Source organism: Echinicola vietnamensis DSM 17526 (genome assembly GCF_000325705.1).
GTDB classification, from domain to species: Bacteria; Bacteroidota; Bacteroidia; order Cytophagales; family Cyclobacteriaceae; genus Echinicola; species Echinicola vietnamensis.
In genome coordinates, this window is record NC_019904.1 from 4354526 (window position 1) to 4373953 (window position 19428).

Consider the following 19428-nt stretch of genomic DNA (forward strand, 5'->3'; position numbering starts at 1 on the left):
GCTTAATCTTTTATTACCTGAATCCAGCCTTTAAACTCATGCTCGGTACCATCCTCATCATAACACAAAAGGATGTAGTAATACGTACCTGCCACCTGCCCAGGAGCGTCCCAATCATTCTGGTAATCTTCCTGCTCCAACACGTGATCACCGAACCTGTTGAAGATGGTGATCCTGTTACTTTCAAATTTGCCTAATCCCAGCACCTCGAAGGTATCATTGTCACCATCGTTATTTGGTGTGATGACATTTGGAATTCGGAATGGATTGATTTCATTGATGTCTGTAGCCGTATTGTCTTCCGGATTGATGTCTTCTTCAAACGCTTCCACTTCAGCCGTGTTGATAATGCTGGCGGGGTTGCCGGCTTCCACACGAATGGTAATGGTCACCTCTCCACCGACAGGAAGACTTGGCATGGCCCATGCCAGTTCTTGACCATTTACATTGGTATTGACAATGATATCATCCCGGTTGGTCACTACCTCAGAACTGATATAGGTCAACTCGTCTGGTAGGACATCGCTGATAATTACATTGGTGGCGTCTGTATCATGGACATTGGTCACCACCAACTCATATTCAAATTCATCGCCTTCATAGATCTCCGCACCGAAAGAGGTTTTGGAAATGGCCAAATCCACTTCATCATTCACCAAGCTGAAGACTATGACGGCACTGTCAAAATTGTCCTCGTCACCAGTTTCCAAAAGATCATAAGAAAGCGTGTATTCCCGCGGCTCATTGATGCCCGGCACTACAGTCAGGTTACCGTTCGCTGCTACATTCAATCCCAACAGCCCATCTGCATCTGTAACCACTATCGTGACATCTTCTGGCTGTGCAGGCTCACCATTGAAAAGGTCATTGTCCAGCACATTCCCCAAGACCCCATCATAGCTTAAGAAGAACTCCCCAAAATCATCATCATTTGCAATGATGGGTTCCTCTTCCAATCTACAACTCAAGCCATAGTCAAAGTCTGGGACATCCCCAATCGTCACGTTCTTCACGAGCACTTGTTCGGTCGTAAATTCACAAATCAGGTTCTCTTGTACAGCTGACAACCTTGCGCCACTATTCGGTAACATGCTTACCAAGCCGGTGGCTGCAAGCCCGATACCATTCCGGGCAAAGGTGCTGTCTGGCACCAAGGTGATCGTGTATTCACCAAATGGATCGGCATTTTCTAACGCATGCTGCCAGAAACCATAAGCATTGATGGTGGCTTTGCGGAAATAGCCATTGGGTCCTGAAATCTCAATATTGGCTCCTTGAGGATTACCAAAGCCTGCTTTGTTCAGTTCTCCGTCATTTTCAGGACCTTCATAGCTTCCATCACCATTAAAATCAAACCATTCCCACTCGCTTATATCCACTGGCTCTCCTTGCATTATGGTGTTTTGGGTAACTTCCCCATCACCGTTTGCATCAAACCACTCGTTTTGCGTTTCATCGCTGTTCAGGTCGTACCAAACGTAACCGTTGATGACCGGTGTTGAGGCATTATCATAAGGGAAATCATACGTGAGGTAAGTGCAGTTTTGAAGGTTAAGATTAACCGTATTGCTATTGACAGGATACAGGTCTTGGGTTTTATTGATGTTTCGGTCAAAAACCATCAGCCTGTATTTTCCGGTGCTTTGGCCTTCAAAGGTATATTGCCCTGATTCATCTGTCAGCACCATTAATCCTTCACCAGGTTGGTTGTTTTCTGGCACCAATATCACCGGAACATTTGCCAATCCCTCATCTGTTGCTGCATTGAACAACCTGCCGGTAATCAAGGTATTTCCGACACATCCAATCGTTACGGTTGCTTGATCGACAGCTTCTACTTCTTGGCCATTCACCCCAAAACCTTGGACGGTTGCTGTATTGATCAGGGATGTACCTGCAGCCAGGTCATTAATGGTCGTAGTATATTGGGCTGAGAAAGTGATGGATTCTCCTGTCTCCAAAGCGGGCACGTCTTCAATCAACCCGGTCATCGGATCAGTAAGTGAGATATCCACAAGGTCTACATTCCCGGTATTGGTGACTACTAAATCATACGTGATTACCTCTCCTGCTTCGAACACTTCCTGTTTATCGGCTGATTTTTCAAGGGTAATTTGTGCCATCTGCTGAGCCATCACCAGCGCACTGTCTTCTGCCATCACATTTTGCCCATTCGGGGATATTCCGGACACATCCGCTAAATTGGTGATGCTGCCATTGTTTAGATCTTCTTGAGTTACCGTGTAGGTAGTCTCAGTAGTGGCAGACGCTCCTGGTGCCAAGCTTCCCAAGTTTTCGGTAAAGGCTGTTCTTGGGTCATTAACGGTTACATCAGAAAGTGTGACGGTTCCCGTATTGCTGGCCGTCAAGGAATACGTTATGACTGTTCCTACGGCATCGTAACTGCTTGGACTGGCGGTTTTCGTCAAGGAAATGGCACCTTCCTGCTGCGTATAGACTCGGTAAGTGTCCTCATCTTGTACAGTGGTAGATGCAGGAGAGGAACCTGATACTTGCGCGGTATTATCAATCGTGCCAGCATCCATGTCTGCTTGCGTCACCTCATATTGGCTTTCCACTAATGTGCTCTCTCCCGGAATCAATGTCCCGACAGCTTCATTTAGGCCGGTCAATGGATCAGTTACATTTACCTCACCAAGCGTCACATTCCCGGTATTGGTGATGCTAAGGGAATATTGGATGGATTCGCCCGCTTGGGCCACGGTGTCTTTATTGGCTGATTTGGTGATCAGAATGGACGGGTTTTCACTTACATGCACCACTGCTGTATCTTGAGCGCTCACCAGTTCATCACTTGGGCTGTATCCTTCTACCATCGCAATGTTTTCAATCATTCCGGCATCCAAATCTGCTTGGGTAACTTCATAGGATGTTTCCAGCGTTACCGTAAGCCCCGGAGCCATCAATGCGCCCGTTTCGGTGAAATTGGTCATGGAATCTACCAAGGAGAGGTCATGCAGTGAAACATTCCCGCTATTCGTGACCGTCAAGGTGTACGTAATTCGCTCTCCTACTTGCGATACCGTATCTTTGTTGGCTGATTTGGTCAGGCTTATGGCTGGGGTTTGTATGGCCACCACCTGTGCACTGGCGGTATCCCTGACCGCTTGTCCCATAGGGGTTCTGCCGGAAGTTGTGGCCGTATTGTCTACTGTGCCCTTATCCAAATCGTCCTGCTGGATGATGTAGTCAGTTTGGATGGTGGTGGACTGCCCTGGTACCAGTTTACCTACCTGCTGCGTCAGTCCGGTTAGTGGATCCCTCACTTGGACTTCTGTAAGGGTGACATTACCGACATTGGCCACTTCCAAAGAATAGTTAATTACGTCATCCACCGCATCATAATCATTTACATCTGGGGATTTGGTAAGTGAAATACCTCCTGAAACCAATGCAGGAACTAAAGCATCGTCCGTGGCGCGTACATTTCGGCCAATTGGCGTCAGGCCTTGGGCGGTAGCAGTATTGGCCACTTCTCCCCTGTCGAGGTCTGCTTGCGTTACCGTGTAAGCTGTATTATATGTTACGCTTTGTCCTGGATCCAGCTGAGGGATGGTTTCATTCAAGCCCGTCAACGGGTCACTGACATTTACCGAAACTAAAGTAGCATTTCCGGTATTGGTTACCGAAATGGTATAATCGATTACATCTCCTACTTCAGCATAATCAGGCGTAACATTGGTCTTCTCCAATCCCAATCTGCCCAACCTTAAAGCGAGGACACGAGCATCATCTTCAGCGCTTATGTTTATTCCATCAGGATCTAATGCCGTGACTTCAGCGGTATTGACGACCCTTCCAGCATCTATATCAGCTTGGGAAATGGTATAAGTGGTGTTAAAAATCACAGTATCACCCGGAGCAAGGACATCTTCTGTAGCGGCAAACCCGGTCAGCGGATCACTTACTTGCACATTCGTTAAAGTGGTATTACCGGTATTCGTGGCAATTAGCGTATAGGTAATCACGTCTCCAGGCACATGGTAGACTTTTGGACTTGCTGTTTTTCCGAAGGCTATTGCCGATGCCTGCAGACCACGTATGCGGGCATCATCGGTCGCTTCCACTACCCTACCTTTTGGCGTAGTACCATCAACTTCTACCGTATTGGTCACCTGACCGCGGTCCAAGTCTTCTTGAAGAATGGTATAGCTGGTAGTATAGGTTATGGAATCTCCCGGAGCCATCGTTGGGACCTCCTCCAGCATGCCCGTAAGGCTATCCAGTACATGGATATTGGAGAGTGTTAAAATTCCTGAATTGGTGACAATAATTTCAAATTCGACCACTTCACCAGCCTCATCATAAGTCGTTTGCTGAGCCTCTTTGCTGACGAGAATCTGTCCGGAATCCAGGGACCTAATAGATTGTATGATCACTCGGTCTTCACTTTCCACGACTCTACCTATTGGTGTAGTTCCTTGGGTCGAAGCCGTATTAATGATGCGTCCATTATCAATGTCTTGCTGTGTTACGGTATATTCTTCCGTGAAGGTCAGGATCTCTCCCGGAGCCATGGTACCGACCTGCTGTTCAAAATCTGTCAATGGATCTGTCACGGTAACATCTGAGAGGCTCACGTTACCGATATTCTCTACCTGTATGGTATAAGTAATAACCTGGCCTGGTGCTTCATAAATTTTCACAGATGAACTTTTGGTCAATTCTATCGCTCCTTCACCCCGAGCTACGACGGTGGCCTTATCGCTATCCGTCACCTCCTCGTCGTCTGGTGTCATCGCTGTAGCAGTAGCGGTATTGACCACCACCAATCCATCTACATCGGCTTGAGTGAGACTATAATCCACTGTGTAAGATTGGGAAGCCCCTGGTGCCAATACCGGTAGGTTTTGGCTAAACCCAATTTTATCATCTGCTATTTGGACACTTGAAAGGGTAAGATTTCCGGCATTGGTGACGGTGATGGTATAGGTCACCACATCCCCCGCAGCATCAAAAACTTTAGGTGAAGCGGTTTTGTCAATTTCGATCACACCAGCCCTCAATGCATAAACACGCGCTGTATCCACATCATTTACCCTTTCCCCATCAGGAGCCTTGCCATTGGCCGTCGCACTGTTTACGACGATTCCCGTATCGATATCTACTTGGTCCACCGTGTAAGTTGTGCTGAACGTTCGCGATTCACCTGGCGCTAAGGCCAAAATGAACCGGTTCAGGCCAGTCAGCGGATCCGTCACATTTACAGATTGGAGGGTTACATTACCCACATTCGTCACTTCCAGGGTATAGCTTATCACTTCTCCTGGACTTCTATAGTTTCGTGGCGTAGCCGTTTTGGTGATTTCGATTGCTGGAGCTTGTTTTGCAATGATCGTGGCCCTGTCTTCCGCTTCTGCTGTACTTCCATCTGGTGCATCCCCTACGGCGGTAGCTTCATTGACGATACGGCCTTGATCAAGGTCATCCTGGATGATCAAATAAGGTTGGGTAAAGACTACCGTATCACCTGGTGCCAGCGTAGGTATGGTTTGGTTAAAGCCAATGAGTGGATCGTCAGTATTGACATTTCTCAAGGTAACGTTACCTTCATTGATCACGGTCAAGGTATAAGTAATCTCTTGATCCACTGCCGAGTAGGTTTTAGGGGTGACGGCCTTGTCTAGGTCCAAGGCTACCAACTGATCAGCAGTAATGACTTCCGTCGCATCGTCACTTACCCATTCCCCAAATGGATCGAGGCCTACTGCTGTGGCTATGTTCGTTATATTTCCTGCATCCAAGTCTCCTTGCTCCACCACATAAGTAGTGGTAAGCGTGGTGTCTTGTCCTGGAGACAAGGTGCCAATAAGCTCTTCAAAGTCATTATGAGGATCCCTGACCGTAACACTGTCCAAGGTGACATTTCCAGTATTGATAGCAGTCAAGGTATACGTAATGACTTGTCCCAACGCATCATAATTGGTGACATTGGCAGCCTTTTGCAGCTGAATGGATGGTTCCACTAAGGCCGGAACATTCGCCTGGTCCTCCCCAGAGACGATTTCTCCCAATGAGCTTTCTCCAGTAACAGTAGCCGTATTCAGCACCTCTCCTGCATCCAGATCTTCCTGAGTAGTGGTATAGGAGGCATTGATGGTCACCACTTCACCCGGTGCCAAATCCTCCAGACCCCGATCTGTCTGGGTCAGGGAATCTACCAGTTGAACGGCAGTCAATGTCGTGTTGCCGGTGTTTTCTACTTCCAAGCTGTAATTGATCACATATCCTGCCGCATCAAAGGAATCGACATCGGGCAGTTTGGTAAGGGAAATACTTGGCGACTGTAAACCGACTACGGTTACCGCAGCACTGTCTGTCACCGACTGATCACTTGGTGTAAATCCTTGGGCTACGGCGTCATTTGTGATCGCCCCAGCATCTACATCTTCTTGTGTGACGGTGTATCGGGTAACAAAGCCTTGGCTAGCGTCGGGAGCCATAGTACCTACCATCTGGTCCATACCAGTCAAAGGATCCCTTACCGTGACATTGGACAAGGTGACATTGCCAGCATTGGAAACGTTCAGGCTGTAACGGATCACTTCACCCGCTTGTGTATACGTGGAGATATTGGCCGATTTGGTCAATTCAATGGTGGTGTTTTGTACGGCACTGATTTGCAGTGTATCCCGGTCAGATACCCGCTCCCCAGAAGGTGCATTTCCCCTGACGGTAGCGATATTCCGGATATAACCACGGTCAAGATCCTCTTGCGTGACAGTATAAGAAGCCGTAAAGGCTTTGGTTTCACCTGTGGCCAAGGTGCCTCCACTCAGATTTACTCCTGTCAGCGGATCTGTTAGGCTTCCATTGCTCAGGGAAACATTACCGGTATTGGTGACGGTCAAGGTGTACGTAATGAGCTCACCTACTGTACTGTATTCATCAACATCTGCGGTTTTCACCAAATCAACTGTTGCCCGTTGATCAGCGGGGACATTAGCCGTATCTGCATCAATGAGCAATACACTGTATGGAGCCCTGCCCCGAGCAGTGGCTACATTGGTAACCATGCCATTGTCCACATCCTGTTGGGTGGTTTGATAGGTCGTTTCGTATGATTGACTTTCACCTGGTTCTAGGGTACCTACCACTTGATTCAACTCTGTGAGTGGATCATTTACCCTGACACTACTTAAGCTTACATTCCCTGTATTGGTGACAGTGATACGATAAGGAATGGTCACACTGGCTGCATCAAAGGACGATATTTCAGGCGTTTTCACCACTTCGATGCTTCCATTCCTTTCTGCTATCACCAGCGCTTCATCCTCATCAACTACCTCTCTATTGGCAGGCGTCACTCCCCTAGCGGTTACTGTATTCGGAATTTCTCCAGCATCTATGTCTGCTTGGGTGACGGTATATGACGTGGTAAAGGATTGGCTTTCTCCAGGGATTAGGCTGTCCAATTGCTGCTCAAATTCTGTCAGCGGATCTGTAATCACCACATCCGTCAAGGTAACATTTCCATTATTGGTTACCTCAATATCATAATTGATGATATCTCCGGCTACTTGCACAGAGGATACATCTGCTGTTTTGGTCACCTGGATCTGGCCTGACCTTCGCACCAGCACAATTGCACGATCTTCCACCGTACCTGATTGCCCATTGGGAGCCTCTGCCGTGGCCGTAGCGACGTTGACAATCCTGCCTTCATCGATCTGGTTTTGGGTCGCGGTATAAGTAACCGAATACGTCTGGGAAGCCCCAGGTGCCATCGTCCCCACCTCCTGCTCGGCACCGATCAATGAATCAGAAATTCGAACATTGGTCAAGGTAATATTGCCGGTATTGGTCAATACAAAATTGTAAGTAATTTGATCTCCTGCCTGATTGATCAAGAGTGGATCGGCTGTTTTTTGCAGATCCAGACTGGCTGACCAAAGCGGGATAATCTCCACACGGTCTTCATCTGTCACTTCATTACCGTTTGGTCCAGTTCCTGTGGCCGTGGCCGTGTTTTCCAACAACCTTCTGTCCACGTCTTCTTGTGTGGTGGTATACGTAAAACTAAATAGGGCTACCTCACCCGGACTGAGTGTCGATACCGTTTCACTAAAGCCTGTCAACGGATCCTCTACCACTACGTCATTGAGCGTTTGATTGCCTATATTTTCTACCCTCAACGTGTATTCAATGACATCTCCAGCTTGGGAAAAGGTATTGACATTGGCATTTTTGGTGATTTCTATGGCTGGAATCCCATAGGAATAAATACGGTATTGGTCATATACACTGACTTCTTCCCCGCCGGCGGTTATGCCTGATGCGGTAGCGGTATTTAATAATGTCCTATTGTCCACATTTTCTTGTGTAACGGAATAGATGGTATTATATGTTTGTGATTCGCCTGGAGCTAGGGTAGGGATGGTCTCATTCAGCCCCGTGATCGGATCGTTCACCTGTACAAGGGTGAGGGTAACATTTCCTTCATTGGTCACGACCACAGTATAGGTCACTTCATCTCCTTCATTGTTAAAGAACCTTGGGGTGGCAGTTTTGGAAATACCAATTACTCCAGCCTGAAGGGCATCCGCCTCGAAGAAGTCTTCGTCACTTACAGTATCCCCATTCGGAGCTTGGCCAGTAGCGATCGTAGTATTGAGAAAGCTTCCATTATCCAAGTCAGGTTGTGTAATGGTATAAGTCAATCCTGTATAGCGCTTGGTTTGACCAGGGGCTATTTCACCAAGATTTTGCTCAAAATCCAATTGGGCATCTGCCAAGGTTACATCACTTAAGGTCACATTACCGGTATTGGTCACTTCCAAGTCATAAGTAATTACCTGGCCTGTATTATAATAGGTAAAGCGATCACCTTCCTTATTCACTTCAATCGCCGCTATCTGATCAGCCGTAACCAAAAAATCATCAGCATCATTCACTAAAGTACCATTAGCAGCGGTACCGCTAACGGTGGCGGTATTCGGTATTTGGCCATTGTCCAAGTCCGCTTGAGTAACCACATAGCTGTCGTTAAAAGTCAAGGTCTGACCAGGGGTCAAGATTACCACTCCCTCACTTAAACCCGTAAGTGGATCGGAAAGCGATACGTTAGTAAGGGTAAGGTTACCTGTATTGGTGACGGTAAAGGTATAATTGATCTGCTCTCCGACTTCAAACACCGTAGCTTTGTCCCCTTCTTTGGTAAGGGTAATGGATGGTTCTTGTATGGCCGTAACAGTTTCATCATCTTCATCATTCACTTCATTTCCATGGGTATCCATTGCGGTAGTAGAAGCCGTATTGGTTATGGATCCATTATCTAAATCTCTTTGTGTAATGACGATATCAGTAGTGAAGCTTCTACTCGATCCCGGCGAAAGTAAACCGATAAATTCCTCAAGACCGGTTAGCGGATCCACGACATTTACACTTGACAAGGTGACGTTTCCGGTATTGGTGACCACTATGGTATAGTCAATTTCGGCTCCCACTGTTTCATAATTTAGCGGGCTTGCGGTCTTGGTGATTTGGATTTCCGGTGATTGGACGGCATTGACGGTTACTTCATTGGAAAGGTTCGTGATCTGCTCGTCATTTACATCCAGACCGGTTGCCGTGGCTTGATTGGTATAGCTTCCTGCATCTACATTTCCTTGCGTGATCGTATGTTCTGCCGTAAGCTTGGCTATTTTACCGGGAGAAAGTGTGGCTATTGGGCTGCCACTGGTAATTTCCGCTTTGGGATCGCTTACGACAATATTATGAAGCGTCACATTGCCGGTATTTTCTACTTCCAATTCGTACAGGATCACATCTCCCTCCGCATCATAAGTAGGTGTAGTGGTAGCCTTTCTTATTTCAAAAGCAGCTGTTTGAACAGCAGTCAAAACCACCTCATTCGACACCACAGAAAGGGTTTTGTCCTTGGGATCTTTACCCGTGGCGGTGGATTGATTTATATATATGCCGGCGTCGATGTCCGCTTGCACCACTACATGTTGGGCAGTAATTTCGGCAGAAGCACCAGGCGCCAAGCTGGAAATAGGACTGCCTGATAAAATCTCTGCTTTGGGATCGGTCACTTCGATATCGTGCATGGTGACATTTCCTGTGTTGGTCACCACCATGCTATAAGGAATAACTTCCCCAACAGCACTATAAGTTGTTTTGGTGGAAGACTTGGTCAATTCCAAAGCCGGTTCCTGAACAGCAGGCACCACCACTTCATTTGAACGGTCCGTTATATTTTTATTGTTGGGGTCTTTACCGGTAGCTTCGCTCGTATTGGCATATTCTCCGGCATCCAAATCGGCTTGGGTCACGGTGTGGGAAGCTTGTAAAGTAACCGATTCTCCTGGAGCCAGCTGTGCAATGGCCGGATCGTCAAGGATTTCAGCTTTTGGATCGGAAACATTGATATTGGTAATGGTCACATTACCGGTATTTTCCACTGCTATGGTATACGCTATGACATCCCCCACGGCATCGTAATTTTCAGTGGAAGTAGCTTTGGTCACTGTTAATTGCGGGGTTTGAATAGCCGGCACCGTCACTTGGTTGGTGGTAGCGCTGATGGGAACATCATTAGGATCATTGCCCACGGCCGTAGCCCTGTTGGTATATTTTCCAGCATCCAAATCCGCTTGGGTGACCACATGCCTACCCTGCAGCACTACTGATTCATCTGGTGCCAGAGAGGCCACCGGGTTGACACTGGTAACTTCAGCATTTGGATCCGTCACCAAAACATCCGTTAAAGTCACATTACCGTTATTGGTCAAGGTAAACGTATACTGAATGGTATCGCCCACGGCATCATAATTGGAAGTGGAGCTGGTTTTGGAAGCCAAAAGACTCGGCAATTGTGTGCCAATCAGCAATTCTGAATCTGAGTCAATCAATTCATTTCCATTGATATCGGTGGCGATGATGTACGCCGTATTGGCTATTTCACCACGGTCGACATCGGCTTGGGTAATCGTATAAGGCTCATCGTACCGTCTGCGCTCACCAGGATCCAATTGCCCAATTTCAATGTTCAAGTTGATCAAACTATCCACGATCACCACGTCGAAGAGGGTTACGTTACCCGTATTTTGTGTTACCAACGTGTAATTCACCACCTCACCGGCATGGATATAACCATTTTCTGATACGCCTTTGATGAGGTCAAGTGCAGGTGACTGGGAACCATTGATCACCTCAGTATCTTCACTTGTAATGTCATTTCCATCCGGATCCGTACCATTGGCCGTTGCTGTGTTTTCGATCGTCCCCACATCCAGGTCATTCTGCGTCACGGTGTAAGGCTCGTTATACGTAATAGACTGTCCTGGAGCCAACGTAGGAATGGTTTCAGATAGCCCTGTCAAAGGATCTGTCACCTGAACGGCCGAAATGGTTTGGTTTCCGGTATTGGTAACGATAATGGTGTAGTTCAGTACTTCTCCTGGAGCCGTAAAGCCTGATTCTTCCACGGATTTTCTAAGGGTCAATTGTGGATTGACAATAGCCGGAACAGTCGTTTCTCCTATGGCATCTTCCAAGGTTCCAGCTTCCACAGTACCTGAAGCAATGGCCGTATTGACCACCTCTCCATTATCCACATCTGCTTGTACGGTAAGGTATTTGGCAGAATAATTCCACGTTTCTCCGACATCCAATTGACCGTCCTGATCAGTATCTCCACCGCGATAGGTAGGTCCTTCATTCACCTTTTCATCCATTAACTGGACATTGCTAATCGTAACATTACCCGTATTTTCCAATTGCAAGGTAAAGTTCAACTGATCATCTGCGCTATTGAAGGAATTGGGCTGTGTGGTGCTCACCTTAGTCAGTGTCCAGGCCGGATTCAGCGTAGCAGGAATGGTTTCATCATCACTGATATCCGCTAAAGTTCCCCCGGATGGATCCCCGGAAGCTGTAGCGGTATTGGTATAGCTGCTGGCATCCAAATCCGCTTGGCTAACGGTGTGGCTTGCTTCAAACACCCAGGTTTCATCCACATCCAATTCATTATCGCTGTCGGTATCTCCTGCCACCAGTAATGGACTATTATCCGCTCCTGCATCCGCCAGACTAATGGTTCGAATGGATACATTGCCGGTGTTCTCAAGGCTTATTTCATAGGTGAGTTGGTCACCTGGCGAACTGTAAGTATTCGGAGCAGTCGTACTGGTTTTTTCAATCGTCCAAGAAGGTGATTGGACGGATGGCACTGTGGCTGAGGCCGTGCCATCATTAAGGTTACCTCCAGCTGGAGTACCTGAAGCCGTTACGGTGTTGGTAAAGCCTCCATTGTCCACATCTGCTTGAGTGGTGGTATAGTCAGCCGTGAAATTCCAGGTTTCCCCTACTTCCAAAATACCATCATCATTGGTGTCTCCTGACTCGTAGTCAGGTCCATTGACCGCTTGCGGGTCCGTGACATTGACATCAGTAATGGTAATATTTCCACTATTGGTGACCGTGATCGCATAATTTATGGTTTCTCCTGGCTGGTCAAATTCATTAATATCTGGCGTCTTGGTGAGCGTCAGTTCAGGGTTTTGCTCCGCCGGAACCACCACCGTGCTGGTTTCATTTACTGGATTGCCATCAAAATCCGTCCCGTCCACGGCGGCCGTATTGGTGACATTTCCGTTGTCCAGGTCATCTTGTGTGACTGTATAAGTTGCTGTGATTTGCGCATCCTCCCCTGGTGCCAACGTACCAATGGAGGAATTTAATCCTGTCAAGGGATCCGTAACCACCAGATCAAAAAACGAAACATTACCGGTATTGTTGACGGTAATGGTGTAGTTGATTTCATCACCTACCGCCCCGAAGGAAGCCTCTGAGGCTGTTTTTACCATTTCCAAATGCGGATTTTGAGCGGCAAATATTCTTACCGTGTCCTCATCTGTCAACACTTCCCCTTTTGGAGCAGTGGAAGTAACATCTGCTATATTTTCAATATATCCCCTATCCAGGTCTTCCTGCTCCACGGTGTAGGTAAAGTCAATCCGTTGAAGTTCATCGGGTGCTAACGACGGATATGACTGGTCGATTCCCATTCTGGGATCGGTTACTTGCACATTGCTAAGCGTTACATTTCCTTCGTTACGAACAAAGATCGTGTAAGTCAGCACATCGCCCACGGACTTATAACCATTCTCCACTACACGCTTTCTCAACTCTATGTCTGGAGTCTGCGTGCCATAAATAATCTTGGTATCACTATCTTCCAAAACCACTGGAGTGGAAGTCTCCGCTGTAGCCGTATTGGTAATCACAGCGTCATCTACATCCGCTTGTGTTACGGTATATTCCTGTTCAAATACGGCGGTTTCCCCAGGATTTAATGTAGCGATGTTCTCGTCCAGTCCGGTCAGCGGATCCGTTACCGTGATATCGTTCAAGGTGACATTTCCCGTATTACGCACGGTAATGGTATAATGCAGCACTTGACCATTATCACTGTAGCCAAACTCTTCAAGTGTTTTGGTAATGGTCAACTCAGTTCGGTCTTCCCCTGAAGGGTTGATGATATTACTATCTTCGTCAATCACATCATTCCCATCCGGATCTTGTCCTTCAGCAGTGGCGGTGTTGGTGATAAATCCTCTTGACACATCATCGGCAGTTACGATATATTCCTCCTCAATAGTCACCGTCTCCCCAGGAGCTAACGTTGGGATGGTATTATTATAGCCTGTCAGAGGATCCGTCACGACTACATCCGTCAAGGTGACATTACCTGTATTGGTAACCGTAATGGTATAGGTAATTTCATCACCTGCACTGGTATATTCATCTGGATTGGATGTTTTATTGACGGTAAGCTCTGGATTTTTGGCAGCATTGGTATTGGTTTCATCATTATCCACCACCTCATTGCCATCTGGATCCGTCCCTTCGAATTCTACGGTATTGGTAATCGTTCCTGCATCCACTTCTTCTTGCGTCACAATATGCTCAGTGGTATAACGCAATGTATCGCCTGGAGCTACTACCGGAACCGTTTCAGTCAAACCGGTAAGGGGATCGGTCACGGTAACATCTGTAATGTCCACGTTACCAGTATTGACCACCGTAATATTATAATGCAAGGTATCTCCCGCATAGTAAAAAGCACTTTCATCCACCGTTTTAATGATATTGACTTCCCCGGTTTTACCTCCATTGGTGGTGATGTCATCATCATCAATGACGGGGTCCCCATTAGGATCATCTGCGGTCACCTCTGCGGCATTGGTTACAGAACCGTTGTTAATATCTTCCTGAGTAACGGTATAGGTCACGGGGATTTCTACCGTTTGACCAGGAGCCAATTCCGGAATGGTCTGACTGAGCCCTGTCAATGGATCCGTCACCACAACATCCGTCAACGTCACGTTCCCGGTATTGGTCACGGTAAGGGTATAATTCAGTTCATCACCAGCGCCAGTGTATCCCAACCCATCCAATGATTTTTCTATTGAAATTTCCGGTTGTTGGTCGGCATTTGTGGTAGCATCATCTGTATCATCTACCGTTCCTCCCTCCACATCCTCCCCACTGGTAGTAGCGGTATTGGTGATGCTGCCATTGTCCACATCTGCTTGCGTAATGGTGTAAGGCACTGTAATCGTCCTACTTTCTCCTGGCTGAAGCGTGCCAATGTATTCATTAACGCCCAATAACGGGTCAGAAGCGATCACATTATTGATCGGCATGTTACCGCTATTGGTCACCACAATGGTAAACACGACCTCTTGTCCAGCAGCATCGTACGTGGCAGGAGAGACAGATTTGTCCAAGCTCAGTTCTGTTAGTTGTACTGCATCGATGGTCTCCTCATCGGTCACATCATCCAACGTGCCGTTGGTGGGATCTCCTGATGCTGTGGCTGTATTGGTATAGCTGCCATTGGTAATATCGGCTTGGGTAATTTGATAAGTCGCTTGATATGACCAAGTTTCACCTGGATCGATCTCTCCATCCCCATCGGTATCTCCAGATTGGTAAGTAGGCCCTGAGGTGGCTTGCGGATCACTGACCACTGGATTGGTAATGGAAGTATTACCCGTATTTTCCACTTCAATGGTATATGTCACATTTTCACCTACCGTTTGATAAGTGTCTTGGCCAGCGGTTTTGCTGATCGTCCAACTCGGCAATGCTTCTGCCGGTACGGTCTCATCATCGGACACTTCCGGTAAATCTCCCCCTATGCCATTCCCATTGGCGGAGGCCGTGTTGGTATAGCTGCCATTATCAATGTCCTTTTGGGTAACGGTGTAGGTCGCGGAATACGTCCACGACTCTCCGACATCCAAAACATCCGGATTGGCATCATCTCCCGCCACATACGTAGGCCCAGTAGTGGCTTTAGGATCAAATACACTTACATTACTAATGGACACATTTCCTGTATTGACGATCACGATGTCATACGTGAGCTCATCGCCGGGTTGCGCATAGGAATTGGTAGGATTGGTATTGCTCTTTTCGATGGTCCAGGAAGGCAGCTGATCCGCATCGACCGTCTCACTGGCAGTTTCTTCCCTTAAATCACCCGCAATTGGATCACCATTTGCCGTAACGGTATTGGTAAAGCTTCCTGCGTCAATATCCTCCTGTGTTACCGCATGCGTAGCGGTATAGACCCAAGATTCCCCTACATCCAAAACACCATCTCCATCCGTATCTCCTGACGAATAGGTTGGGCCAGAAGTGGCCAGTGGATCATCCACCACTGGATTCTCGATGGTAATATTACCGGTATTGGACACGACAATTTCATACGTGATTATCTGCCCCACGGCATCATAACTCGTCTGGTCGGTATTTTTACTAAGGGTAATTTTAGGTGTTTGAGAGGCATTGATGATCTCATCGTCTTCACTTGGAAGAGGATTCCCGTCTGGATCAGTAGCATCTATCACTGCTGTGTTGGTAATGCTACCATTGTCAATATCCTCTTGGGTAACCGTATATGTTGTGGTAAAACGGATGGTATCGCCACTGTTAATGACATCAATTCCATCTGCAAAACCGGTCAAAGGATCCGTTACCGCGACATCGGATAAGGAAACGTTACCGCTATTGTTGACAAAAATGGTATAGGTGATCTCTTCTCCCACTTGGCTGTAACCACTCTTATTGGCCACCTTAAGTACACGGATGGCCGGATCCTTTACCGCAGGGATCGTAACCTCATCAGTCACATCATCAAGTTCTCCACCGGCCGGATCCCCATTGGCTGTTACCGTGTTGGTAAACGAACCATTATTGAGATCATCTTGGGTGACTTCATGCGTGGCCGAAAACACCCAGGTTTCGCCCGGTGCCATCACCTCGTCTGCCCCATCATCGCCGGAAAGATAACTTGGGCCGCTGGTGGCTTGAGGGTCTGTCACCGCAATAGATGAAATGGACACGTTACCCGTATTGGTCACCTCAATGGTATAATTCAGGACCTGTCCTACCTTGGTATAGTTAATTTCATCGGTACTTTTGACAATTGCCCACTCCGGCTCTTGGATAGCAGGTACCGTTTCTTGGTCCGTAACATCCTCTAACGTCCCTCCTGCAGGATCAGCAGTACCGGTAACACTGTTCGTAAAGCTTCCATTGTCAATATCCGCTTGGGTGACAGTATAGCTGGCCGTATACACCCAAACTTCTCCTACATCCAACTCTTGGTCCCCATCATCATCTCCTGAGCTGTAATTTGGGCCATTGGAAGCCTGTTCATCTTGGACATCCACATTTCGGATGGAAACATTACCGGTATTGGTAACGGTAATGTCGTAGTCAATCACATCTCCGGGATTCGCGTAACTGGCCGTCGTTGCATCTTTGCTGATGGTCCAGGAAGGAGTTTGGACAGCCGGTACGGTTTCGTTATCGCTGACATCTTCCAGCGTCCCTCCAGCGGGAGCACCTGAAGCAGTGGCAGTATTCGTATAATCCCCAGCATCAATATCCTCCTGCGTCACGGTGTAATCCACTTCATAAGACCACGACTCGCCGACGTCCAACACTCCATCTCCATTATCATCACCTGAAATCAATGTCGGACCACCACTGGCCATGGGATCCCTTACATCCACCTCGCTGATCGATACATTCCCAGTATTCTCCAAGATGATTTCATATGTCAATTGGTCACCTGGAACGGTAAATTCATTGGGTGAGGTATTGCTTGTTTTGGTCAGGCTCCAAGAAGGGTTCTGGACAGCAGGAATAATTTCCTGGTCAGAAGCAGGATCCAGTACTCCTCCTGCCGGGCTTCCTGACGCCGTAGCCGTATTGGTATAAGTTCCCGCATCGATATCTGCCTGCGTAACCGTATAGCGAACTTCATAGGTCCAAATTTCATCCACATCCAACACACCATCACTATCCAAATCTCCAGAAATCAGTGTCGGACCGCTGCCGGCCGTGGGATCATTTACGTTAACATCGCTAATTGACACATTCCCGGTATTCTCAACGGTAATTTCGTAGGTTAACTCGTCTCCGGGATTCGTGTATTCATTTGGTGTTGTATTGCTGGTTTTGGCCAAGGTCCATGACGGCGTTTGTGCTGCATCTATGGTGATTTCATCAACAGTGTCCGGAAGTTCTCCCTTTAAGGGATTGCCATTGGCACTAACAGTATTGGTAATGCTGCCATTATCTATATCAGCTTGCGTAACGGTGTAGGTCGCGGAATACGTCCACGACTCCTCAGGATTCAAAATACCATCGTTGTTGGAGTCTCCGCTGACCAATACAGGCGCTTGGTCTACGAGCTCATCCGTCAACTGGACACCGCTCACGTTTACATTACCGGTATTTTGAAGCGTTATCGTGAATCCTACCTGATCTCCCGGAGCGGCATACGATGCGTCAGGAGATGATTTTGTGATTTCCCAGGAAGGGTTTGCCACAGGAAAAATACTGACAGCGGTACTGTTATCATCTTCATTTGGGTCAATTTCATTTTGGGATGATATACTAGCGTCCAGTTGATAGGAAATATTTTGGGATATAGGCTGTAAGACCTCTGTTACCACATTCAGTACTACTTGGTTTCCAGCAGCCAAATCATTAACGGTCCAGCTGGCAGCCTCACGGTCGAAACTCCCTGAGCTGGCATTACTGGAAATATATTGCAAGCCATTGCTCAACAGTCCTTCCACCAAAACACCTGTAGCGGTAGAAGGGCCATCGTTGGTAAGGGTTAGCGTAAACGTCACTTCTTCACCTATGGAAGGAGTCTCGTTGGAAACCGTTTGAGACAGGGAGGTAGAAGCTACCGGGACAGGAGATAGCGTGACATTAGAACTGTTATTACCAGGGAAATTATCGTTTTGATTGGCTGAGACCGTAGCTGAAGCCGTATAGCTGCCAGTAGGCTCTACGGTAGCCACCACTTCCAAAGAGGCCCCTTGACCAGCGGTCATGATACCAATTCCCCATTCTCCAGTAGACGGATCAAAATTTCCACCACCGTTATCACTTACATAATTAAGTCCCGAAGGTAATGGATTCGAGACCACGACACCTGAAGCTGGGATATTACCGGCATTTTGAACAGCCAAGGTAAAGGTAACGGTTTCCCCGACTTCAGGGGTTGAATTATCCACGGTCATGCTTAATTGCATGTCGGTAGTGAGGATTTGGGCATAAGCAGAAGGAATTCTTACCCAGCCAAAAAGTACCATAAAAAGTAACAGCGCATTGCGTACCACTATCATAAGCGTGATTGGTTTTAATTAAAAAAACGAGCCGATAGCCCCTTTTTTTAAAATCCTATATCCTTTAATTTAAAATGTTCTGCAGTTTGAATTTGCAGCTTTTCGTTTAAGACCTGTTCTTTGAATAATTGAAAACTCCATGAATTCCTCATAAAGGCTCCCTTTTCAATAGAGCATAATTTGTCAAACAAAAGGTATAGAACAATTTTTCCTTAAAATTTTAAATTCAAAAATTACTTTAAGATAGACTTGGAACAATTCGTTAAATTTTTGCAAAAAACTCAGTTACCCCCCAAAAATAAGCGATAACAACTCACCCATGAATCTGACAAAAAAGCTAAAATCAGCAATACGTATACATAATCCACCAATTAGACTCTTATTTTTCTCTATTCTTTTATTTCATAAAATATTAATAATTTAAATATTTTTTATAACTTAATAGTGTTATATATTTGTAGTGAAATTTTAATGATTAAATATAATAATCTGATAAATTTTCAAATATTGGTAATTATAGATATATTTAAGTAGTATCAATTGGAAATTTTATTGTTTTTAGTAGTAAAATAACGCTTATAAAACTTAAATACTCCTCCATTAAGTATAGTTAAGAATAAGTAATCGGATACATAAAAAAATATATATAATCCAATACACCAACTAGTATTTTAAACCAACTGATGTTCAAGAAGAGAATATTGGTAATAATTCAACTGATTAATTATACCATATTTAT

At 46.5% G+C, this 19428-nt stretch carries 1 protein-coding gene; it reads right to left on the reverse strand.

Going from position 1 to position 19428, the window contains the following annotated elements:
* Positions 1–2: 2 nt before the first annotated feature.
* Entirely contained in the window at positions 3–18689 is an 18687-nt protein-coding gene (locus ECHVI_RS17835; RefSeq protein ID WP_015267426.1) for a T9SS C-terminal target domain-containing protein, read from the reverse strand.
* Positions 18690–19428: the final 739 nt, after the last annotated feature.